Here is a 22918-nt window from a genome sequence, read left to right on the forward strand (position 1 = left end):
AGAGTAGCATATGCATGCTTTACAGAGAAGGAAGGTCATCGGCTGAGAGCCCTCCGAAAGAACGGATATGTGAAGTGCGCCCGGGAGCCGGATCTGTGAAAAGAGAGTAGCAGACCACGTAAGCAGTCGTTACCTGCATACATGAGTGAAAAGGGCGGACGCCCTTTTTAATAGAGTGGAACCGCGGATCAACTTCGTCTCTAAGCCAGGGACGAAGTTTTTTATATCATTGGAAAGTCCTTCGGACTGACGGATCTATCAATAAAAAAAGGAGGAGAAAGAAAATGAAACTGTACAACACAATGACACGAAAAAAAGAAGAGTTCGTGCCTCTGGAAGAGGGAAAGGTAAAGATGTATGTGTGTGGTCCGACCGTTTACAATTTCATTCACATCGGAAACGCAAGACCGATGATTGTTTTCGATACGGTACGCCGCTATTTTGAATACAAAGGATATGAGGTGAAATTTGTCTCTAACTTTACAGACGTGGACGATAAGATCATCAAGAAAGCACTGGAAGAAGGTGTGACGGCAGATGAGATTGCGGGACGCTATATTGAGGAGTGCAAAAAGGATATGGAATCCCTTAATGTAAAACCGGCGACTGCCAATCCGATGGCGACGCAGGAGATAGGCGGCATGATCCAGATGATTGGGGAGCTGATCGAAAAGGGTCATGCGTATGAGAAAAACGGAACCGTGTATTTCCGAACAAGGAGTTTTAAGGACTATGGAAAGCTCTCCCACAAAAATCTGGACGACCTGAAGTCCGGTGGAAGGGAGCTTCTCGTATCAGGCCAGGATGAAAAGGAAGATCCGCTGGATTTCGTACTCTGGAAACCGAAAAAGGACGGAGAGCCGTACTGGGACGCACCATGGAGCAAGGGCCGCCCGGGCTGGCACATTGAGTGTTCTGAGATGTCCAGAAAATATCTGGGCGAGCAGATCGATATCCATGCCGGCGGGGAAGATCTGATTTTCCCGCATCACGAAAATGAGATTGCTCAGTCTGAAGCATGCAATGGTAAAGAATTTGCACATTACTGGATGCACAATGGATTTTTAAATATTGACAATAAGAAGATGTCCAAATCCCTTGGTAATTTCCGTACTGTCCGGGAAATCGGTGAACAGTATGATCTGCAGGTATTCCGCTTTTTCATGTTGAGCGCCCATTACAGAAGCCCGCTGAATTTCAGCGCCGAGCTGATGGAGGCGGCAAAGAACAGCTTCGGGCGGATCACCAATGCGGTAGACCATCTGAAACATTTGATAGACACAACAAAGACAGAAACAATGACGGAAGCGGAAATAGAGCAGGAAAAGAAAAGCGAAGAGTTTGTGGCGGATTTTGAAAAAGCCATGGAGGATGATTTTAACACGGCGGACGCCATCACAGCCATCTTTGAGCTTGTGAAATTTGCCAATACAACGGCCGATGGAGAGAGCTCCAAAGTATACACAAAGGCACTTCTTGACCGGATTGTGAGTCTGTGCGATATTCTGGGACTGATCGTAGAAAAAAAGGAAGAGATGCTGGATGCGGATATCGAAGCGCTCATTGAGGAACGGACCCAGGCAAGAAAGGAAAAGAACTTCAAGCGTGCTGATGAGATCCGGGATGAGCTTCTGGAAAAGGGAATTGTCTTAAAGGACACAAGAGAAGGAGTACAATGGAAACGAGTATAACGATGGAACTGGACGCCTATTTGTGTGAAGTATTTCAAAGTGAAGACCATGACATCAGAAGTTATTCGTCGCTGTCTCTGGCGTTTATCGGAGACTGTGTGTATGATCTGATGATCAAGTCACTGATTATCCGGAAGGGGAACCGTCCGGTCAACGCCATGCAAAAAGAGACGAGCCGACTTGTGCAGGCGTCCGCCCAGTCTTCTATGATGCGTGTTATGCAAGAGCATCTCACGGAGGAGGAACACGCTGTCTACCGAAGAGGCCGTAATACAAAGTCCGTCTCCCCGGCAAAAAACCAGTCCATCACGGATTACCGCAGGGCAACAGGATTTGAGGCGCTGATCGGGTATCTCTATCTGCAAAAGGAATATAGACGGATTGTAGATCTGATAAAAATCGGCCTGAAGGGCCTGGAGGAAAACGATGAAAGAGCAGAATAATAGGAACGAATCGATGATTGAAGGGAGAAACGCTGTATTGGAAGCGTTCCGCTCCGGAAAGACGGTAGATAAACTTTACATTCTGGACGGATGTCAGGACGGGCCTGTGCGTACGATCGTCCGGGAGGCAAAAAAGCGTGATACCATTTTGAACTTTGTGACGAAAGAGCGCCTGGATCAGCTTTCCGAGACAAAAAAACACCAGGGCGTCATTGCAATGACGGCGGCTTACGAATATTCGGATATTGAGGAAATGTTTGCTCTGGCCGAGAAGAAAGGGGAAGATCCGTTTTTGATCCTCCTGGATAATATTGAGGACCCGCACAATTTAGGCGCCATTATCAGAACAGCAAATCTGGCAGGAGCCCACGGAGTTATCATTCCAAAGCGCCGCGCGGCGGGATTGACAGCGACGGTTTCCAAGACGTCCGCCGGAGCTCTTAATTATACACCGGTAGCTAAGGTCACCAATCTGGCAAAGACGATGGAAGAGCTGAAAGGGAGAGGACTCTGGTTTGTCTGTGCCGATATGGACGGTGATGCCATGTACGATGTGAACCTAAAAGGGCCGATCGGGCTTGTGATCGGAAACGAGGGAGAAGGTGTTTCCAGACTGGTCAGGGAGACTTGTGATTTTACCGCTTCAATCCCGATGAGAGGGGAGATCGATTCTCTCAACGCATCGGTGGCAGCGGGTGTGCTGGCATACGAGATTGTCCGTCAGAGGACCAGATAAAGGAGATTTAAGGTGATGACGGATTATGAGAAAAAAACAGATGAAGAACTTATCATGGACTTTCGAGGCGGGGATACGGCGATCATGGATTATCTTCTGGAGAAATATAAGCCTATGGTAAAGAAAAAGGCAAAAGCCATGTATTTGCTCGGAGGAGACAGCGATGATCTGATCCAGGAAGGGATGATCGGTTTGTTTAAAGCGGTGCGGGATTATGATTCGGCCCAGGAGGCTTCTTTTGGTACGTTCGCCCAGATCTGCGTGACGAGGCAGCTCTATTCGGCTATCCGGGCTTCCAGGAGAAAAAAACACCTTCCTTTGAATTCTTACATTTCCCTCTATGATAATGAGGAGATTTCCGAGGAGAAAGAGTCTGAGCTGATTCAGATACAGAATATAGCCTCCACCAATAATCCGGAGGATCTGGTGATTCACAAGGAGTCCGAAGACTCTTTTATGAATGAGCTGGAAGGGAATTTAAGTGAACTGGAGCGAAAGGTTTTGTATCTTCACCTTCTTGGAACGGATTACCGGACGATCGCAAAACTTTTAGGAAAGAGCCCGAAGGCTGTGGACAATGCGCTGCAACGGATCAAAACAAAAGCGGAAGAGCTGCTGACTTCTATTTAAAAATAGTACAAACTGCCAAAAACCATTCTGTCAGTAAGAACAGGTTTTTGGCAGTTTTTTTGTAAATATCAGTGAAAAAAACATTGACAGCTCAAGAAAAAACGCTTATAATCCTACTGTTAGGAAACGAACAAAATAACAGGGGTGGAAATCATGGACAAAGAATTCAAAGAGGAGCGTGAGAACCATGTCGGCCGGATGATCCATATGCTGTCTCACCAGCTCAAGAGGCGAGGGGCGGTGCCGGAGATGGAGACCGGGCTGACGCCGATGCAGAAGCACATCCTGACTTTTATTCTGTTTGAGACGATGGAACGCGATCTTTATCAGCGGGATATCGAGGAGGAGTTCCGGATCCGCAGATCCACCGCAAGCGGGATCCTGAAGCTGATGGAGAAGAATGGTTTCATCTACCGCAAAAGCGTTGCAAGAGACGCCAGACTCAAACAGATTGTCCCGACTGAGAAGGCCGAGAAGTTCCGGATGGATATTCTGATGAATATCAAAGAGACGGAACGGAGACTGACGGAGGGGATTCCGAAGCCGGATCTGGAAGTGTGTCTCAAGGTTCTTCGTCACATGCTCCTTAATCTGTCAGGAGAAGGACAGATCAAATGAAAAATTATGGGAGGTAGAGATGAACAGAAAACTTTTTAAATCAATCCGGGAATACAAAAAAGAATCCGTTCTTGCACCATTATTTGTCATTCTGGAAGTCTTCATGGAAGTGCTGATTCCGCTTCAGATGGCAAAGATTATCGATATTGGGATCCAGGACGGGAATCTTCCTTACATTATCAAGATGGGGGTCATTCTGGTCATCATGGCAATGCTGGCGCTCTGGTTCGGCGTAAAAGCCGGAACCTATGCGGCCAGAGCTGGCGCAGGATACGCAAAGAACCTGCGGCATGACATATTTTACAAGGTTCAGGAGTTTTCCTTTAAAAACATCGACCATTTTTCCACATCCAGCCTTGTAACCCGTATGACGACAGATGTGACCAACGTACAGATGGCATACATGATGAGTATCCGTCTCCTTGCGAGAGCGCCGATTATGATTGTGCTCTCCTGGATTATGACTTTGACGATCAATGTCAAGATCGCTTTATTGTTCCTCGTTGTCATTCCGCTTCTCGGCGGCACGCTGATCTTTATCGCAAAGAAAGCGCACCCGCATTTTATCGCTGTGTTTGATGAGTACGACGTTCTGAACAATGTCGTGCAGGAAAATGTCAATGCGGCGCGTGTCGTAAAAGCATACGTAAGAGAAGACTATGAGATCAAAAAATTCCATAAGATTTCCAAAAAGGTATTTGATCTCTTTACAACAGCGGAGAAGATCGTTGCGTGGAACTCCCCTACGATGCAGTTCTTTGTATACACCGTCGTACTTTGCATGGTACTGATCGGTGGACGGGATATCGTATTCCAAACGATGGAGACCGGAGAGCTGACCAGCGTGATCGTGTATGCGCTTCAGATTCTGTCTTCATTGATGATGGTATCCTTTGTCTTCGTTATGATTATGATTGCCGAGGCGTCCAGCGACCGTATTGCGGAAGTATTGGATGAAGTGCCGGAGATGAGCGACAAGCCGGACGCGGTGAAGGTCGTGCCAAACGGAGCTATTGATTTTGAAGGTGTGGACTTCAGCTATGCAGGAGAAGGTGGTAATCTTTCCCTGAAAAATGTCAATATTCATATTAAATCCGGTCAGACCATCGGTATTATCGGTGGAACCGGAAGTTCCAAGTCTACATTTGTGCAGTTGATTCCGAGACTTTACGACGTGACGAAAGGATCTGTCAAAGTCGGCGGTATCGATGTGCGTGACTACAATCTGGAAGCACTCAGAGATCAGGTATCTATGGTGCTCCAGAAAAATGTCCTCTTTACTGGAACGATCTATGACAACATCCGGTGGGGAGATGAAAATGCGTCCGACGAGGAAGTGCAGAGAGTATGTAAGCTCGCCCAGGCGGATGGCTTCGTACAGGAATTCCCGGCGGGCTATAATACGATGATTGTTCAGGGAGGAAACAATGTTTCCGGTGGACAGAAGCAGAGGCTTTGTATTGCCAGAGCACTTTTGAAGAAGCCGAAGATCCTGATCCTTGACGACTCTACCAGTGCGGTTGACACGAAGACGGACGCCATGATCAGGAAAGCATTCCGGGAGGAGATTCCGGATACCACCAAGATCATCATTGCCCAGAGAGTTTCTTCCGTGGAAGATGCGGATTTGATTATTGTCATGGATGATGGAAAGATTAATGGAATCGGTACATCAGAAGAGCTTTTAAGGACCAACGCAATTTACAGAGAAGTATATGAGTCACAGGTCAAGGGAGGTGAGGAGGATGAATAAAAACGATGAAAAGGTACGTGTATCCAAAGGCACGTTAAAGACAGCAAAGCGATTACTCCGTTATGTGACCAGCCGTTATAAAGTCCAGTTTTTTGCCGTATTTATCTGTATCATTATCAGTTCCGTGGCTTCGATCTCTGTATCTTTGTCTCTGAAATTTTTACTGGATGATTTTATTATCCCGCTGATCGGACAGAAATCTCCGAATTTTACAGAGCTTTATCAGGCACTTGGAGTATTGGGGTGTATTTTTCTCTCCGGTGTGATTTCATCCTTCATCTATACAAGACTGATGGTAACGATCGGTCAGGGTGTCTTAAAACAGGTTCGGGATGATATGTTTGAGCATATGCAAAAACTCCCGATCCGCTATTTTGACCAGAATACAAACGGCTCTATTATGAGTCTTTACACGAATGATACGGATACCCTTCGCCAGATGATTAACCAGTCTATCCCGCAGGTACTGATGTCCTCGATTACCATTGTGGTAACCTTTATCTCAATGCTTGCGCTTAGTCCGCTGCTTACGATTCTGGCTGTGGTGATGATTGTTGTTCTCATCACAGTGGCAAAGAAGATTGGAGGTAACAGCGGAAAATACTTCCTCAAACAGCAGATAGCCATTGCGAATATCACGGGATTTGTGGAGGAGCGGATGAACGGTCAGCGTGTTATCAAGATTTTCAATCACGAGCGTGTGTCTGAAGAAGAGTTCGATGAACTCAACGAAAAACTGTACGACAGTGCGGCAAACGCCAATACGTTTGCCAATATGATGGGGCCGATTATCGGTAACATCGGAAACCTGCAATTTGTACTGACTGCGGTTCTGGGCGGATTTTTATCCGTCATCGGAGTAGGCGGTATCACCCTTGGCGTTATGGCTTCTTACTTACAGTTTACGAAGAGCTTCACCCAGCCGTTCATGCAGGTAGCGCAGCAGTTTAACTCTATCGTCATGGCGCTTGCAGGTGCGGAGAGAATCTTTGCCATGATGGATGAAGAGCCGGAAGTAGATGAGGGATATGTTACCCTTGTCAACGTCCGTAAAGATCAGAATGGCAATTTTATTGAGTGCAAGGAAAGAACCGGTATGTGGGCATGGAAACATCCGCACCAGGCGGACGGTACTGTAACCTATACGGAGTTAAAAGGAGATGTGCGCTTCTTTGACATGACTTTTGGTTATACAGATGAAAAAATGGTACTTCACGATCTCACACTTTACGCAAAGCCGGGTCAGAAGATTGCCTTCGTAGGCTCTACCGGAGCCGGAAAGACGACGATCACCAACCTGATCAATCGTTTCTACGATGTACAGGATGGAAAGATCCGTTACGATGGAATCAACATCAACAAGATTAAAAAGTATGATCTGAGACGGTCCCTTGGAATTGTGCTTCAAGATACACATTTGTTTACCGGAACGATTATGGAGAATATCCGTTACGGAAGACTGGATGCAACCGATGAAGATGTCTATGAGGCAGCAAAGCTTGCCCATGCGGATCAGTTCATCAATATGCTTCCAAATGGCTACCAGACGATGTTAAGCGGAGACGGAGAGGAGCTTTCCCAGGGACAGAGACAGCTTCTTGCCATTGCAAGAGCCGCTGTGTCCAATCCGCCGGTACTGATTCTGGATGAGGCGACGTCCAGTATTGATACTCGTACAGAAAGTATCGTGCAGAAAGGTATGGATAACCTGATGAAAGGACGTACCGTTTTTGTCATCGCCCACCGTCTGTCTACAATACGTAACAGTGACGCGATCATGGTTCTGGAGCACGGACGCATCATCGAGCGTGGAGATCACGAAGACCTGATCAAGCAGAAAGGCACCTACTATCAGCTCTATACAGGGAAGTTGGAGCTCTCCTAAAATAAGAACAGGGGAAAACGGCTGCTTGGAAGAAAAGAATGTAAGACCGCCTCCCTGGCTGGACAATGTATCTGGTCCTGGAGGCGGAATTGCAGTCAGGGAAGAGAAGGGTGAAGACGAGGGAAGGCTCATGTTGCAATCCACAGAAATTTTTGATTTTCACTTGACAATTCTGAATATTTACGATATAGTAAATAGGCGTTAAAGATGTGCTGCCTTGGCTCAGTCGGTAGAGCGTCGCCTTGGTAAGGCGGAGGTCGGCGGTTCAAGTCCGCTAGGCAGCTTGGAAAACTCCTGAGAAATCAGGAGTTTTTTGTATGCAGTTTTCATGTTTTGTACGGTTCAAAGGAAAAAAGTATTCTTTTAACCGTAATCCCCTAATTTATGCTTCGTTTGTGTTATATAGGGAATGAGCAAAGCACCTCAATAAGAAATGATGATAATAAGATTTGAGAATTTGATTATTGGAAAATGAAAACGGGAACTGTTCGCCATGTGACGACCGATTCCCGTGTTCATATATAGGATGAAAAATTTATGGAGGTTTGAAATCTTTGTTCAAACAGACTTTCTTCTAGTTCTGAGCCGCCGCCAGTTTCTTCTTTGACATGCTCATGCATAAGAGCAGCAGGAAGAAAGTCAGTGCCATACAGATCAAACAGGCCGGCCAGATGATGGAGTAGTCCCCAGTCAGGTCAAAGAGGAAGGAAACCAGAAGGGTTCCGATTCCGCCGCCGAACCGGTTGACGGATACGACCATACCGTAGATCGGACCATAATCCTTGTTGCCGAAGATCGTACTTGTCAGCAGAGTCGGCATCACGCTTGTGATACCGGATACCAGACCGTAAAGGACGATCATAGCTGCCATCATCGCCGGATTTTTCGCAAAGATGAAGAAGAGGAACGCCAGGACGCCTGCAGAGCAGATGTAGATGGTTGCGTTCTTCACACCTTTCTTATCAGAAAACCATCCAAGGAACAGTCTTCCCAAAATACCAATCGCACTGTATGCGGATACTGCTTTGGCAGCGACAGCAGGAGAGTAACCAATGTCCTGTAAGTAGGTTGGTATTTGCAGAGCTGCTCCAGTTGCCAGTGTCAGACTGAAAATAGCAAGGAGGAAGAAGTAAAGGATCGGAGAGCGTCTCGCTTCCCGGGCTGTCATTCCGACTGCCTCCGCAGCCTGTTTTGCTTTCTCCTTGACAATACCTGCGGCCTGGGATGTCTCTGCGCCATAAGCCTGAAGTCCGATATCCTTCGGGCGGCTGCGGACAACAAGGAACAGACAAGGCACTACGATGATAAACATGGCGATGCCGACGATCCGGTCAGAGTTTCTCCAGCCGAAATCAGAAATCAGATAGCTGACTACTGGGCTTAACACCACACCGCCTGCGCTTGTACCGATGGAAGCAAAACTGATTGCGAATCCTCTTCTCTCCTTAAACCACATTGTAAGGAGGATGGAGATCGGAAGCAGCGTACTTCCGGTGAAAAACACACCTTTGATAAAAGCAAGCGGAAGAATGAACCAGATGCTTGGACAGAACGATCTTGCTATCGTACAGAGTGCAACAACAGAGACTGCCATCGGAAGTAGCTTTCTGGCGTCTTTTGTCTTATAGAGCTTACCCCAGTATGGAGCTGTTACGACAGCACCTACGGTGATGCAGATACTTTGTAGGGAAAGCAGAGTCCTCGGCACCTGGAGGTCGTTGTACATCGGTACGATGTAGAGGTTGCTGAGCTGCATGACGATGGACTGCACAATAAAATTGATTAAAAAACAGCAGGCCAGAATGTACCACGCATAATGAATTTTCTTTGTTTGTTTTTCCATTCTTTTGTTCTCCCTTCCTAATGAAGTGTTAAAAATGATATTCCTATCAATAGCTTATTGATGATGTTTTAGCCATTCCATGGCGATCTGTGCATGAGCGGCGGCACCGATTGGCAGACAGTCCTCATGGAAGACAACTTTCGGGTGATGCTGACCGTATGGGGTGCCCGGAACGACATTGGCGCCAAGTACAATAAAGACAGACGGCACCTTTTCTGAGATAAAAGCAAAATCTTCGGAGCCAGGGAAGGATTTTCTTATGTCCTTGATCTGATCCTGCGGGAACAAATCGGCAAGATACGATCTTGCGTCAGCGGCGACCTGAGCGTCGGAGACGAGCGGAATTGCGTAGTTTGGATCGAAAATGACCTCTGCTTCCGCCCGGAACGCCATGGCAGTGGCATCGCAGATTTCTTTCATTCGCCGGATCAACAATTCCTGTACTTCCGAAGAATAGGTGCGGATCGTTCCTTTCATTACCGCCTCGCTCGGAATGACATTGAACGTATCGCCGCCCTGGATAGAACCGATGGTCAGCACCCCGGTCTCCCCGGCTTTCAACTCCCTGGCCTGCAATTCCTGGAGGGAAATCAGGATGTGGGCAGCCACATTCAGAGGGTCTATGGTCTTGTTCGGTGTGGAACCATGTCCGCCGCGTCCTTTGATCTTAATCGTAAACAGATCGGAGGATGCACAAGCCGGACCAGTGAAAACAAGAAGTTTTCCTGTCGGCACGACAGAATTCACATGGATCGCCATGGCAGCGTCCACATGTGGACTTTCCAGAATACCCTGTCTGATCATTGCCTTAGCGCCTTTCATATTTTCTTCTCCCGGTTGGAAGAGAAGCTTGACGGTTCCAGTTAATTCACTTTCTCTTTCTTTCAGAAGCTTTGCCGCGCCAAGAAGCATGGCCGTGTGAAGATCGTGTCCACAGCAGTGGGCTTTTCCATCGGTGGAAGACGCAAATGGAAGTCCGCTTTCTTCCTGGATCGGGAGAGCGTCCATATCAGCACGAAGCAGAAATGTCTTGCCGGTGGAAGGCCCCAGTGTGACGAGAACTCCGTTTGGACTCACAGGTACCGGATTGCAGCCCATTTCCCGAAGTTTCTCTGTTACAAAAGCAGTGGTTTCCTTTGTTTCCAGATCCAGCTCCGGATGCTGATGAAGCCATCTGCGGTTGGCTGTCAACTCTTCTTTTAACTCCATAGCCCGTTCTAAAAATGTGTTTGTCATAGCTCTGACCTCTCTTTCTTTGTATACTATTTATTAAATAATTAATATACTATTTAATAAATAAGATAAATAAATCCATAAGATTTGTCAATAGGAAAAAGAAAAAATGTATGAAATGGTGAAAAAAACACTGACAAAAATATGCAAAATGAACAAAGGAATGACTATGAAAAAACAAGAGACAGATTTACAAAATGAGAAAAATACATTATACTGGTTAACAGTAGAAAGAAGATTTTATGAAATGGGAGAAGTGCATGAAACCAAAAATAGCTATAATATCTTCAGCTCATTTTTGTGATTACATTAAATGGATGATCACATATTATCATTTGAATTTAGAGGAGCACTGTACTCTTCATTATTATGAGTATGACCAGATCAGCGGGCTTCCGGATGTATATGAGCAGATTTTTGACGAGTACGACGGATTCTGTGTGACTGGAAACACAAGTAGGCTTGTGATTCAGATGCAGTGTCCGGACAAGAAAAAGCCGATCCGCAGTATTTCCGCAAAGTCGGCGGAGTATTATAAGGAATTTTTCTTCCTCATCAACGAGCACCGAGATCTAAGTCTCGAACGAGTCGCGTTGGATTCCTATTACTGGATGAAAGAAAGGGGTCCGTCCAATATTCCAGAATTTATAGACGAGGACAGGCGTCTTGCGGATATCCAAAAAGATGTTGTGGAGAATATTCCACTGGAACGGATTCAGCAGGCGGAACGAGCCATCGTGACGGGAGCAAAGAAAGCGTGGGAAGAGGGCAGTATCGATCTGGTGGTCTGCCGCTTTTCCTCGGCATTTCCAGCATTACAGAGGGAGGGGATTCCAGCGGCATTTGTCTATCCGACCAGCGATACCGTAGTTGGCGCTCTGGATGCCTTGTTCCGTGATATTGAGGAAAAACGGCGCAAAGAAGAATACCCGGCCGTTTTGTTTCTGGCCTCGGAGCAGAATGAGGATGGGGTCGAGTCTGGAATCAGCATGGATAACCTGATCCTCCAGAAATGCCTCCTGGAATTTGACCGGGAGCAAATGGCTGGTTTTGTTGTTAATCAGGCACGGTCGGGATACGAGATCTATACGGCAGGCAAGGTAGTCAGAAAGATTACGGACGAATACGAAAAGGATGGTCTTGGAGAATACATTTTCCAGAAATCCGGCATTCAGGCGTGGATCGGTTACGGCATCGGAAAGACTCTTGTGATGGCCCGCCAACATGCGGCAGAGGCCTTTGAGGCAGCGCAGAAGGAAAAGAAAAGTTTCCTGATGAAAGAGGACGAAGTGCTGACAGGTCCTCTTGGTAGCGGCAAGAAGATGAGATTTGCGGTAGAGGCTCCTGCTTTAGTACAGGAGGCGGCTGTGCGGACCGGGCTTTCTGTCAGCACCATTCAGAGGATCTGTGCGGTGGCAGGATGGCTGGAAAAAGACGAGATGACAGCACAGGATCTGGCATCTGGTTTACAGGTTACAGTTGCCAATGCCAACCGCTTTTTAAACGCACTTCTGATAGGGGGCTATGCAACGATTACCCAGAAGAAAAAAAGCGGTCAGAGAGGGAGACCAAGCAGAATTTACAAGATTCTGTTGGATAAGATCGGTGCGTAGACAATGGAGAGCGCTTTTTGCTTGTGGTTACGGTGGTTTTATGATAACATAAAAATTATGAATGAAATCCTATGAGGAGGGTGCTATGGAGACAATATCAACGGAATCCAAGAATTTTATTGAACAGGAAATAGAAAAAGACTTAAGAGAGGGAGTGTATGATCATGTGTGTACCCGGTTCCCGCCAGAGCCGAACGGTTATCTGCACATCGGTCATGCTAAATCCATTCTTCTGAATTACGGTCTGGCAAAGGAGTATAACGGAGAGTTCCACATGCGTTTTGACGACACAAACCCGACCAAGGAGCGGATGGAGTTCGTGGATTCCATCAAAGAGGACATTAAGTGGTTGGGAGCGGACTGGGAGGATCATCTGTATTTTGCGTCAGATTATTTTGATGTGATGTACGAGTGCGCGCTGAAGCTGATCCGCAAGGGTAAAGCCTATGTCTGTGATCTGACGCCGGACGAGATCCGTGAGTATCGTGGGACGCTGACAGAGCCTGGAAAGGAGAGCCCGTACCGGAACCGCTCTGTGGAGGAGAACTTGGAGCTTTTTGAGAATATGAAGAACGGCGTTTATAAGGACGGGGAGAAAGTGCTTCGTGCTAAGATTGACATGGCGTCCCCGAATATCAATATGAGAGATCCGATTCTCTACCGTGTAGCGCATATGACCCATCACAATACCGGGGACAAGTGGTGCATTTATCCGATGTACGATTTTGCACACCCGATCGAGGATGCGGTGGAGAAAATCACCCACTCCATCTGCACGCTGGAGTTTGAGGATCACCGTCCGCTCTATGACTGGGTAGTCAGGGAGTGCGAGTTCGTTCATGGACCACGTCAGATCGAATTTGCGAAGCTGTACCTTACTAACGTGGTGACCGGAAAGCGCTATATTAAAAAGCTGGTGGAAGATAAGATTGTGGACGGATGGGACGATCCGCGCCTTGTCTCCATCGCGGCACTTAGAAGAAGAGGATTTACACCAGAGTCCATCAAAATGTTTGTTGATCTCTGCGGGGTATCAAAGGCACAGAGCTCTGTAGACTACGCGATGCTGGAGTACTGTATCCGTGAGGATCTCAAGCTGAAACGTCCGAGAATGATGGCGGTGCTGGATCCGATCAAGCTGGTAATTGACAATTATCCGGAAGGAGAGGTTGAATACCTTGAGGCGGACAACAACCTGGAAAATGAGGCACTCGGAAAACGGACCGTGCCGTTTAGCCGGGAGCTTTATATTGAGAGGGAGGACTTCATGGAGGAGCCCCCGAAGAAGTATTTCCGCCTCTTTCCAGGCAACGAAGTGCGCCTGATGAATGCCTACTTTGTAAAGTGCACCGGATTTGAGAAAGACGAGGACGGCAATGTGACCGTTGTACACTGTACCTATGATCCGGAGACAAAGTGCGGAAGCGGATTTACCGGACGAAAAGTAAAAGGAACCATTCACTGGGTTGCGGCTCCGTATGCGGTAAAAGCAACGGTGCGTCTCTATGAGAATCTGATCGACGAGGAAAAAGGCGTTTACAATAAGGAGGATGGTTCTCTGAATCTGAATCCGAACTCTCTGGAAGTCCGGGAGTGCTATGTGGAGCCGAATTTCCAGAATGTCAAAGCGTATGACAGTTTCCAGTTTGTGCGCCAGGGATATTTCTGTGTGGATGCGAAGGATTCCACGCCGGACGCTCTCGTATTTAACCGGATTGTTTCCTTAAAGAGCTCTTTCAGGCTTCCAAAGAAATAGGAATCAAGATGAACGAATTGACGATGAATTTGGAACCGCACAGTGCGGTTCCGTTGTATGAACAGATTTACCGATATATCAAAAGTGACATTCAAAAAGGGAGGATTTCCGCAGGGGAAAAACTCCCTTCAACCCGTTCTTTGGCTAAATATCTGGAGGTCAGCCGCAGTACGGTGGAGTTAGCTTACGAACAACTGGAGTCGGAGGGCTACATCGAGTCTCTCCCATATAAGGGGACCTTCGCATTGGACGTCCAGGAGCTGTATCGGTTAAAGCCGCGCAAAATTGCCTCACAGACAAAGCCCGCAAAGAAACAGGAGATTCTCTACGATTTTTCCCCCCATGGAGTTGATCTGAAACGTTTTCCCTACCAGGTGTGGAGAAAGCTTTCCAAGGATGTGCTCAGTGAGGATAAGTCGGAGCTGTTCCGGATGGGAGATCCCCAGGGCGAATGGGGGCTTCGCAGGGCAGTAGTTTCCTATCTGTACCATGCACGAGGGGTAAACTGTACACCGGACCAAATCGTGATCGGTGCCGGGAATGACTATATGCTCTTTCTGCTCCATGTGATTTTGGGGCAGCAGCACAAAATCGCCTTTGAAAACCCAACCTACCGGCAGGCGTACCGCCTTTTTGAGAGACTGGGATATCCAGTGTGCACGGTAGACATGGATCAATATGGGATGGAGGCGAGGATTCTACGGGAAACGGATGCGGACATCGCTTACGTGATGCCGTCCCATCAGTATCCGCTCGGTATTGTCATGCCAATCAGGCGGAGAATGGAGCTTCTCTCATGGGCGGATGAAGCAGAGGGGCGCTATCTGATTGAGGACGACTACGACAGTGAATTCCGGTATAAAGGGAAACCCATCCCGGCACTGAAAGGATATGATGCCTCGGAGAAAGTGATCTATCTCGGTACTTTTTCCAAGTCCATTGCACCTGCCATCCGAATGAGCTACATGGTACTGCCGGAGCGTCTGCTTCGTGTGTACCAGGAGAACTGCCGCTTCATCAACCCGACCGTTTCAAGGGTAGATCAGATGATCCTTCAGAAATTTATTGAGGAAGGCTATTACGAACGCCATTTGAACCGGATGCGGGCGCTCTACAAAGGGAGGCACGATACGTTCCTGAACTGTCTGAAACCGTTTGCCAAGAAGTGCAGGATTTCCGGAGAACATGCCGGGGTACATCTGCTTTTGACGTTCACGGATGGACGGACGGCAGAAGAGTTGATCCGCCTTGCGAGAGAACAGAAAGTGGCAGTGTACGCCTTGTCCTCCTACGACACCCAGGGCAGCCACAGGCATGAGGCGTCCGTTCTGCTCGGCTATGCCAATATGGAGGAGGATCAGATCAAAGAGGCGGTGGAGATTCTGAAACAGGCATGGCTGTAAAATAGAAAAACCGGAAACAGATACCGGTGGCGGTCTGTTTCCAGCTTTTTGAGGGTTGGAAGGTTTATGTTTGGATTCATAGTTAATGTCCTTAACTATTACAATACTAACTATACTGGAAAAATATGAAAGGATTGTGTACGCCGAATAAAAGGATTCTAAAAATACAAAAGAAACTCTTAAAAAATTCTTTATCCATTGAAAACTTTATCGGGAGATCGTAAATCCGCGTCCGCCTACATAGTTGACATTGTCGATCACGGTAAAAGCGGTCGGATCGATGGTATAAATCATCTTTTTTACATCATTGATCTTGTGATACGGTAAAATGGTGAGGATTACCTTAGCCGGATCCAGGTGATATCCACCCTCTGCATGGAGGAACGTAAGCCCAAGATCAAAGGTATCAAGAAGCTCCTGCCGGATCTTTTCGTGCTCTGAGGAAAAGATCAGAAGCTGAACTTCCGAACGTCCGTAGGTGATGACCTTGTTCACCATAATACTGGTGCAGAGAATGACGATGATTCCATAGACCGTCTGTAAAAGCGGTTTGGACACTGCCTGTAAGAGGATGACGGTACAGTCGCATACATACATGACAACAGAAACCGGGATCTTACATTTCTTATTGAGTACGACTCCCAGAATATCAAACCCGCCGCTGGAACCGTTCGCCCGTAAAATGATACCGCTTCCGATTCCGAGAAGGCATCCGGAGAGAAGACTGCTTAGAAACGGGTCTTTAGCAAGCGGTAAGAATAAGTCAATTTGGGAAAACACGTCCAGAAGCACTGGGAAAAGGAAGGTCATAATCAAAGTTTTCAAGATAAATTCTTTTCCGGCAAAAATCCAGCCAATGACAAACAGCAGGATATTGATTCCAAACACAATCCAGGAAAGCGGCAAGGGAATTCCATGCTGGAGAATGACGGAAAGACCTGTCACACCACCGGCCACAAAGTTCTGAGGGAGGATGAAGAGACCGAAAGCGGCGGCTGTCATCGTGCCTCCCAGGACAATCAGAATGTAAGATAAAATATGTTTCTTCATATCAAAACCTCCGAAAAATAGAATGTTTGCAACTGTAATCTATGTTACAATTTCCGCCGGAAACCGTCAAGCAAAAAAGACGGAGAATTCGAGAGATGAAATTTGACGGACAGAGAAAGGAGAACAACGATGAAAAACATACTTGTGACGGGCGGAACGGTGTTCGTCAGCAAATATATTGCTAAATATTATACTTCCTTAGGTGATAAGGTCCATGTTTTAAACCGGAATCACCATCCACAGCCGGAGGGAACATATCTGATCGAGGCGGATCGGCATCATCTGGGGGAGGTACTCAAGAATTATTTTTTTGATGTGGTTCTGGACATCAACGGATATGACAGGCAGGATGTCTCTGATTTGCTTGATGGTCTGGGAGAGTTTGGAGATTATATTTTCATCAGCTCCAGCGCAGTGTATCCGGAGCATCTGCCGCAGCCCTTTGAGGAAACGATGCAGGTAGGACCGAATCGGTACTGGGGAACCTATGGAACTGACAAGATCGAGGCAGAGCAGGAACTTCTCAAACGGGTTCCGGGAGCCTATATTCTGAGGCCGCCGTATCTGTACGGTCCGATGAATAATGTATACCGGGAGGCTTTTGTTTTTGACTGTGCCATGCAGGACAGGATCTTTTATCTTCCTCAGGATGGCAGTATGAAACTTCAGTTTTTCCATATTCATGATCTGTGTAAATGCATCGACAGCATTGTAAGGCTGCACCCGGAGGATCATGTATTTAATGTAGGAGACGATCAGATTGTTTCCATTCGCGAGTGGGTGGATGCATGTTACCGTGTGGCAGGAAAAGAAGCACACTATGTTTCCGTTCCAGAGTCAGTGAATCCAAGAGAGTATTTTAGCTTTTACAATTATCAATATATACTGGATGTAAGGAGGCAGAAAGAACTGCTGGATGCGCCGATTCCATTGACAGAAGGACTAAAGAGTTCCTATGAGTGGTACAGAAAGCATCCGCAGGACGTCAAAAAGATGGAATATCTGAAATATATCGATGAACATCTGGCAGAAAAAGTAGAAGAGTAATCCAAAATTTCCAGGAAGGGACAAGTTGGCTGTACAGGAATGGCAGGGAGAAGGACGGGCGTTGACCTGCTCGGTAAAATTGGAATGTCGAAAGCCGGACGAAATACCATTTTATAATATGTTATCATTATATTTTCAAGGCCGTATTGAACGGCCTTTTCTAATGTCATCCAGAGGCAGTCCTGGAGTTGTATTAAGGACAACGAATACGCCATTGAACAAGAGTATTGGCGTGATATAATTTGGATAGAAAATAAATCATTAGGAGGGTAATATGTTATACTTACCAAAAAATCTAAAAAAGTATCGATTATTGAAGAATTTAACACAAGAAGATATTGCTCAATATTTAGGAATTACAGCACAAAGTGTTTCAAAATGGGAGAGAGGAGAATCCTATCCGGATATTACTTTTTTGCCGGCATTAGCCAATGTATTTGAAACGAGCATCGATTTGCTTCTTGGCATGGATACAATTCGAGCTGAAGAAACGCGTTTGAGTATTCATAAAAAAGCTGTTGCCTATCAGCGAGATGGAGATTATGATTCAGCCGAGAAAATATACAGAGATGCTTTGCTGATATATCCGAATAAACCTGGTATGATTCTTGGATTAGCAGGTACATTGGCGTTAAAAGGAAATACTGATGAAGCCATTGAACTAATGGAAAGAGGATTGCCTCTATCAATCAATGAAAAACAGAAAGCAACTATGCGCGCAACATTATGTTTTTTATATCTGAAAAGTGGAAGAGAAGATAAAGCAAATAAACTTGCATCAGAACTTCCGCACACAAGGGAAAGTAGAGAAGTGATTCAACCACTTATTCAGCAAAAATTAAGTGATTTTGAAATTAATGAAAATATAAAAGTGATTCTTCTTGGAGATGGAAAGGGGTTATGGTGATAGTATGAAAATGGATTTAGCTTCGCTTTACAAATTGAAAGGATTGTAAATACAAATAGGTAATAAATTTGCCGCAAAAAAACTGAAAGCCCAAATAAAACAAGGCTTCCAGCTCAGTAATGACTAGCGGAGATGGTGGGAGTCGAACCCACGCGCCCTTGCGGACCTATCGCATTTCGAGTGCGACCTCTTACGACCACTTGAGTACATCTCCTTACTTGCTGACAAACTCAGCTTATACATTATAACAAAAAAACAGAGAAAAGAAAAGGGAAAAAACAGAAAAACTTGAAGTTGACTTTTACACAAAGACAACTGTCTTTGTGTGTGAGAAAAAGACATGGACGCACAAAATGTTTGCCAGAGACGGAAAAAGTACTTGAATTTTTACAAAGGAGGGAGTATTATATAAATAGAAATTATGCAGTTTGTAAAAAGAACGGAGGAATTCAAAAATGAGCGATAACATGATGTGGGCATTGGTAAAGGAGAAACCGGAAGCCGGATTATGGATGAAGAGAGTACCGATTCCGGAAGTAGGACCAAACGATGTAAAGATCAAAATCCACAAAACAGCTATCTGCGGTACAGACGTACATATTTATCAGTGGAATGAATGGGCACAGCATACGATCCCGGTAGGACTGACCGCCGGACATGAGTATGTTGGTGAAGTTGTCGAGGTAGGTCCTGGCGTACAGGGATTTAAGATCGGAGATCTGGTATCCGGCGAGGGACACATCACATGCGGCAAATGTCGGAACTGTCTGGAAGGCCACAAAGAAAACTGCAAGGACGCAAAGGGCGTCGGTGTCAACAGAAATGGTGCATTTGCAGAGTACCTTGTGATTCCGTCTTCGAACGTATGGCCATGCAACCCGAATATTCCGGAAGAGATGTATGCGATTTTTGATCCGTTCGGAAACGCTACACATACAGCGCTTTCCTATGATATGCTTGGAGAGGACGTGCTGATCACAGGTGCGGGCCCGATCGGTATCATGGCAGCGGCAATCGCGAAGTTTTCAGGCGCAAGACATGTTGTTGTGACAGATCTCAACCAGTATCGTCTGGATCTTGCGACAAAGCTCGGTGCGACAAGAACAGTGAACTTAAAAGAAGAGAAACTGACCGATGTGATGAAAGAGATCGGAATGACAGAAGGATTTGATGTAGGTCTTGAAATGTCCGGAAGTCCGGCTGGTCTGTCTGACATGATCCATAATATGAAGCACGGTGGAAAGATCGCTCTTCTCGGACTTCAGGGAACAGAGACGAAAGTGGATCTGGAGACAGTGATCTTCAATGGTCTGAATATCCGCGGTATTTACGGAAGAAAAGTATGGGATACATGGTACAAGATGTCTACGATGCTTCAGGCAGGACTTGACATTTCCCCGATTATCACACATCGTTTCGATATCAAAGATTATGAAAAGGGATTCGAGGCAATGATCTCTGGAAATTCAGGAAAAGTCGTACTTGACTGGTCTCATATCAACGATTAGTAGAAAGGAAGAGAAGCAAAAATGGCACGTAAAAATGATCTGTTAAGCATTTATACAAAAACTGTAGATGAAATTAAAGAAGCAGGCCTTTTCAAGGGAGAGGCTCCGATCTGCTCTCCTCAGGGAGCAAAAGTGACACTGGAGGACGGGAAAGAGTACCTCAACATGTGTGCAAACAACTATCTGGGACTTGGAAATAATCAGAGACTGATCGACGCTGCAAAGCGTACATACGATGAGAGAGGGTTTGGTGTTGCATCCGTTCGTTTTATTTGCGGAACACAGGATATCCACAAACAGCTTGAGAAAAAGATCTCTGATTTTCTTGGAACAGACGATACGATTCTTTATTCTTCCTGCTTTGACGCAAACGGTGGGCTTTTCGAGACTATCTTAAAAGCAGAAGATGCTGTCATCAGTGACGAATTAAACCACGCTTCTATTATCGACGGCGTGCGTCTTTGCAAAGCAAAGAGATACCGCTACAAAAACAACAGCATGGAAGATCTGGAAGCAAAATTAAAAGAGGCCGATGAAGCCGGAGCAAGAATTAAGCTGATTGCGACAGACGGTGTATTCTCCATGGATGGTATCATTGCCAACTTAAAAGGTATTTGTGATCTGGCTGACAAGTACAATGCACTTGTTATGGTAGACGACAGTCATGCGGTTGGATTCGTTGGCAAAAAGGGCCGCGGTACCGCAGAATACTGTGGAGTAGAAGGCCGTGTAGATATCATTACAGGAACACTTGGAAAAGCACTCGGCGGAGCATCCGGCGGATATACATCTGGCCGGAAAGAAATTATCGACCTGCTTCGTCAGCAGAGCCGTCCGTATCTGTTCTCCAACTCTCTTGCACCGGCAATCGTAGGCGCGAGCATGGAGCTGTTTGATATGTTAAGTGAGAGTACGGAGCTTCGTGACCATTTGGAAGAAGTGACATCTTACTATCGTCAGAAACTGGATGAGAACGGATTTGACGTAATTCCTGGAACACATCCATGTGTGCCGGTTATGATTTACGACGAGAAGACAGCGGCTGAGTTTGCAAAGAGAATGATGGAAAAAGGCGTTTATGTTGTAGCATTTTCTTATCCGGTTGTACCGAAGGGAAAAGCAAGAATCCGTACTCAAGTATGTGCAAGTCATACAAAAGAAGATATTGATTTTATCGTAAAATGCTTTATCGAAGTACGTGAGGAAATGGGACTGAACAAATAACTTTATATTGTGTAGCCATGATAGCAGAAAGGCGCCCTGAGGGGCGTCTTTTTGCATGAGAAAAGGTACAGAATTTCATACACAAACACGATAGACTTTATCCGGAAAATCACTTGCTTTTTTATATATAAGGAGTATAATGATAAAGATTTCATAAAGATTACATTAATTTTTCGTTTACGCAGGAGGAAACATGAATATCATCATTGTAGGAGCCGGAAAAGTTGGAATCACGATTGGAGAACAGTTAAGCTCTGAAAATCATAATATTACAATTATTGACCTGAATCAGAAGAAAGTAGAAGAGGCGGAGGAGAAGTTTGACGTCATGGGTGTTGTGGGAAACGGCGCCAGTTACCAAGTTCAGATGGAGGCAGGCGTTATGGACGCGGAGCTTTTGATTGCGGTGACAGGTGCGGACGAACTGAATCTGCTTTGCTGTCTGATTGCGAAAAAGGCCGGAAAGTGTCAGACCATAGCCAGAGTCAGAAACCCGATTTACAGTAAGGAAGTCAATTTTATCAAACGGCAGATGGGATTGTCCGTGGTAATCAATCCGGAGCTGGCAGCAGCACAGGAGATTTCAAAGCTTCTTAGGCTGCCATATGCTAAAAAAGTTGATACCTTTGCCAGAGGCCGTGTGGAGATGGTGAAATTCCGGATGCATCCGGAATTACATATGGACGGACTGAAAGTGGCCGACATTCTTTCCAAGATGAAGTGTGACGTTATGATCTGTGGCGTGGAGAGACTGAAAGAGAGAAAGGTTGTGATCCCGAACGGAGATTTCATCCTTCGGGATGGTGATCTGGTTTCTATGATGGCGGTTCCGAGAGAGACGGCGAAGTTTTTCAAGAAAATGGGAATCCCGACGCATCAGGTGAAGAGTACACTGATCGTAGGCGGCGGAATGATCGCTTTTTATCTCGCCAAGCAGCTTCTGGAAATGCGGGTGGATGTACGGATCATCGAGCAGAATAAAGAGCGCTGCGAGATGTTGAGTGAGGAGCTCCCGGACGCGACGATCCTTCAGGGGGACGGAACGGATAAAGAGTTTCTGCTGGAGGAAGGGCTGGCACATACGGAGTCTCTTGTCGCCCTGACCAATATGGATGAGGAGAATTTGATGCTGGCCCTGCTGGCAAGAAAATATTCTGAGGCCAAGCTGGTAGCAAAGGTCAACCGCATCCATTTTGAGGAGGTGATCGACGACCTGGATATCGATAGTATTATTTATCCGAAAAACCTGGCGGCAGAGCACATTGTGCGTTATACGAGAGCAATGCAGAACTCTCTTGGAAGTAATGTGGAGACTCTTTATAAAGTCATGGACGGAGCGGCTGAAGCGCTGGAGTTCGTTATCCGGGAGGAATCTCATGTCACGAACCGCACGCTGAGGGAGCTGTCGCTCAAGGATAATCTGCTTGTATGTTATATCAGCCGATTTGGAAAATTGAAAATGGCCCGTGGGCAGGATATGCTGAAAGTAGGCGATTCGGTTATTGTTGTCACGACCCATAAAGGGCTGAATGATATTACGGATATTCTGAAATATTGAATGCCGGAGGGGGAAAAGGA

20 protein-coding genes, 2 tRNA genes and 1 other annotated feature (1 of these 23 cut by a window edge) are annotated in these 22918 nt (G+C 46.2%); of the genes, 18 read left to right on the forward strand and 4 right to left on the reverse strand.

From position 1 onward, the window contains the following. Positions 1-205 (forward strand) — a binding site (T-box leader); it begins 19 nt to the left of the window's first position. Positions 206-284: 79 nt separating this feature from the next. The 9 genes from cysS to AOA56_RS05280 all read left to right on the forward strand — a co-directional run bounded on the left by cysS (position 285) and on the right by AOA56_RS05280 (position 8040). Next, positions 285-1691: a cysteine--tRNA ligase gene (gene cysS, locus AOA56_RS05240; RefSeq protein WP_053769115.1), complete on the forward strand. Its 1407-nt coding sequence runs from the start codon at positions 285-287 to the stop codon at positions 1689-1691. Continuing rightward, positions 1676-2134, forward strand: a complete 459-nt coding sequence (locus AOA56_RS05245) for a Mini-ribonuclease 3 (RefSeq protein ID WP_024732197.1) — start codon at positions 1676-1678, stop codon at positions 2132-2134. Before cysS ends, AOA56_RS05245 begins: the two co-directional genes overlap by 16 nt. Next, positions 2118-2870 carry a 23S rRNA (guanosine(2251)-2'-O)-methyltransferase RlmB gene (gene rlmB / locus AOA56_RS05250; RefSeq protein WP_024732198.1) on the forward strand — a complete coding sequence of 251 codons (753 nt, stop codon included), beginning with the start codon at positions 2118-2120 and terminating at the stop codon, positions 2868-2870. The genes AOA56_RS05245 and rlmB overlap by 17 nt, the downstream gene beginning before the upstream one ends. A gap of 15 nt (positions 2871-2885) precedes the next feature. Further along, positions 2886-3500, forward strand: coding sequence for a sigma-70 family RNA polymerase sigma factor (locus AOA56_RS05255; RefSeq protein WP_053769116.1), 615 nt, complete (start codon positions 2886-2888; stop codon positions 3498-3500). Positions 3501-3653: 153 nt separating this feature from the next. After that, a complete protein-coding gene (locus AOA56_RS05260) occupies positions 3654-4118 on the forward strand; it encodes a MarR family winged helix-turn-helix transcriptional regulator (protein WP_024732200.1) in 465 nt (154 codons plus the stop codon). A gap of 19 nt (positions 4119-4137) precedes the next feature. Beyond that, a complete protein-coding gene (locus AOA56_RS05265) occupies positions 4138-5871 on the forward strand; it encodes an ABC transporter ATP-binding protein (RefSeq protein WP_024732201.1) in 1734 nt (577 codons plus the stop codon). Further along, positions 5864-7756 carry an ABC transporter ATP-binding protein gene (locus tag AOA56_RS05270; RefSeq protein ID WP_048621546.1) on the forward strand — a complete coding sequence of 631 codons (1893 nt, stop codon included), beginning with the start codon at positions 5864-5866 and terminating at the stop codon, positions 7754-7756. Before AOA56_RS05265 ends, AOA56_RS05270 begins: the two co-directional genes overlap by 8 nt. A 25-nt stretch (positions 7757-7781) precedes the next feature. Further along, positions 7782-7961, forward strand: coding sequence for a hypothetical protein (locus tag AOA56_RS05275; RefSeq protein WP_053769117.1), 180 nt, complete (start codon positions 7782-7784; stop codon positions 7959-7961). Positions 7962-7967: 6 nt separating this feature from the next. Beyond that, a tRNA-Thr gene (locus AOA56_RS05280) sits at positions 7968-8040 on the forward strand. 290 nt (positions 8041-8330) lie between these two features. Here AOA56_RS05280 and AOA56_RS05285 read toward each other — a convergent pair. Together AOA56_RS05285 and AOA56_RS05290 are read right to left on the reverse strand one after the other, a co-directional pair. Then, entirely contained in the window at positions 8331-9599 is a 1269-nt protein-coding gene (locus AOA56_RS05285; RefSeq protein ID WP_053769118.1) for an MFS transporter, read from the reverse strand. 54 nt (positions 9600-9653) lie between these two features. Then, positions 9654-10835, reverse strand: coding sequence for a M20 metallopeptidase family protein (locus tag AOA56_RS05290; RefSeq protein WP_024732205.1), 1182 nt, complete (start codon positions 10833-10835; stop codon positions 9654-9656). Between the two features lie 106 nt (positions 10836-10941). On the opposite strand from AOA56_RS05290, the gene AOA56_RS05295 reads away from it, so the two are divergent. The 4 genes from AOA56_RS05295 (at position 10942) to pdxR (ending at position 15604) form a co-directional block, all read left to right on the forward strand. Further along, positions 10942-11136 (forward strand): hypothetical protein, encoded by a 195-nt coding sequence (locus AOA56_RS05295; RefSeq protein ID WP_024732206.1) that lies wholly within the window; start codon positions 10942-10944, stop codon positions 11134-11136. Next, positions 11093-12445 carry a helix-turn-helix domain-containing protein gene (locus AOA56_RS05300; RefSeq protein ID WP_147323260.1) on the forward strand — a complete coding sequence of 451 codons (1353 nt, stop codon included), beginning with the start codon at positions 11093-11095 and terminating at the stop codon, positions 12443-12445. Before AOA56_RS05295 ends, AOA56_RS05300 begins: the two co-directional genes overlap by 44 nt. Before the next feature lie 85 nt (positions 12446-12530). Then, on the forward strand, positions 12531-14201 hold the full coding sequence (locus tag AOA56_RS05305) for a glutamine--tRNA ligase/YqeY domain fusion protein (protein ID WP_024732208.1): 1671 nt from the start codon (positions 12531-12533) through the stop codon (positions 14199-14201). An 8-nt stretch (positions 14202-14209) separates the two neighbouring features. After that, complete coding sequence (gene pdxR, locus AOA56_RS05310; protein ID WP_024732209.1) at positions 14210-15604, forward strand: MocR-like pyridoxine biosynthesis transcription factor PdxR; 1395 nt, start codon at positions 14210-14212, stop codon at positions 15602-15604. A gap of 207 nt (positions 15605-15811) precedes the next feature. On the opposite strand, the gene AOA56_RS05315 is transcribed toward pdxR, so the two are convergent. Next, positions 15812-16654: a YitT family protein gene (locus tag AOA56_RS05315; protein ID WP_024732210.1), complete on the reverse strand. Its 843-nt coding sequence runs from the start codon at positions 16652-16654 to the stop codon at positions 15812-15814. Positions 16655-16783: 129 nt separating this feature from the next. Here AOA56_RS05315 and AOA56_RS05320 point away from each other — a divergent pair, with 129 nt between their 5' ends. Together AOA56_RS05320 and AOA56_RS05325 are read left to right on the forward strand one after the other, a co-directional pair. Further along, a complete protein-coding gene (locus AOA56_RS05320; protein ID WP_053769119.1) occupies positions 16784-17701 on the forward strand; it encodes an NAD-dependent epimerase/dehydratase family protein in 918 nt (305 codons plus the stop codon). Between the two features lie 274 nt (positions 17702-17975). Further along, positions 17976-18608: a helix-turn-helix domain-containing protein gene (locus AOA56_RS05325; RefSeq protein WP_053769120.1), complete on the forward strand. Its 633-nt coding sequence runs from the start codon at positions 17976-17978 to the stop codon at positions 18606-18608. A gap of 127 nt (positions 18609-18735) precedes the next feature. Here AOA56_RS05325 and AOA56_RS05330 read toward each other — a convergent pair. Beyond that, positions 18736-18822: transfer RNA gene (locus AOA56_RS05330), tRNA-Ser, on the reverse strand. Between the two features lie 241 nt (positions 18823-19063). Between AOA56_RS05330 and tdh the strand changes: the two genes are divergently transcribed. The 3 genes from tdh (at position 19064) to trkA (ending at position 22898) form a co-directional block, all read left to right on the forward strand. Continuing rightward, positions 19064-20116, forward strand: a complete 1053-nt coding sequence (tdh, locus tag AOA56_RS05335) for an L-threonine 3-dehydrogenase (RefSeq protein WP_024732214.1) — start codon at positions 19064-19066, stop codon at positions 20114-20116. A 21-nt stretch (positions 20117-20137) separates the two neighbouring features. Continuing rightward, positions 20138-21340 carry a glycine C-acetyltransferase gene (locus AOA56_RS05340; protein WP_024732215.1) on the forward strand — a complete coding sequence of 401 codons (1203 nt, stop codon included), beginning with the start codon at positions 20138-20140 and terminating at the stop codon, positions 21338-21340. A gap of 193 nt (positions 21341-21533) precedes the next feature. Continuing rightward, a complete protein-coding gene (trkA, locus tag AOA56_RS05345; RefSeq protein ID WP_048621549.1) occupies positions 21534-22898 on the forward strand; it encodes a Trk system potassium transporter TrkA in 1365 nt (454 codons plus the stop codon). Positions 22899-22918: the final 20 nt, after the last annotated feature.

Origin of the sequence: Sellimonas intestinalis (assembly GCF_001280875.1) — a bacterium.
In the GTDB taxonomy this organism is placed as follows: Bacteria; Bacillota; Clostridia; order Lachnospirales; family Lachnospiraceae; genus Sellimonas; species Sellimonas intestinalis.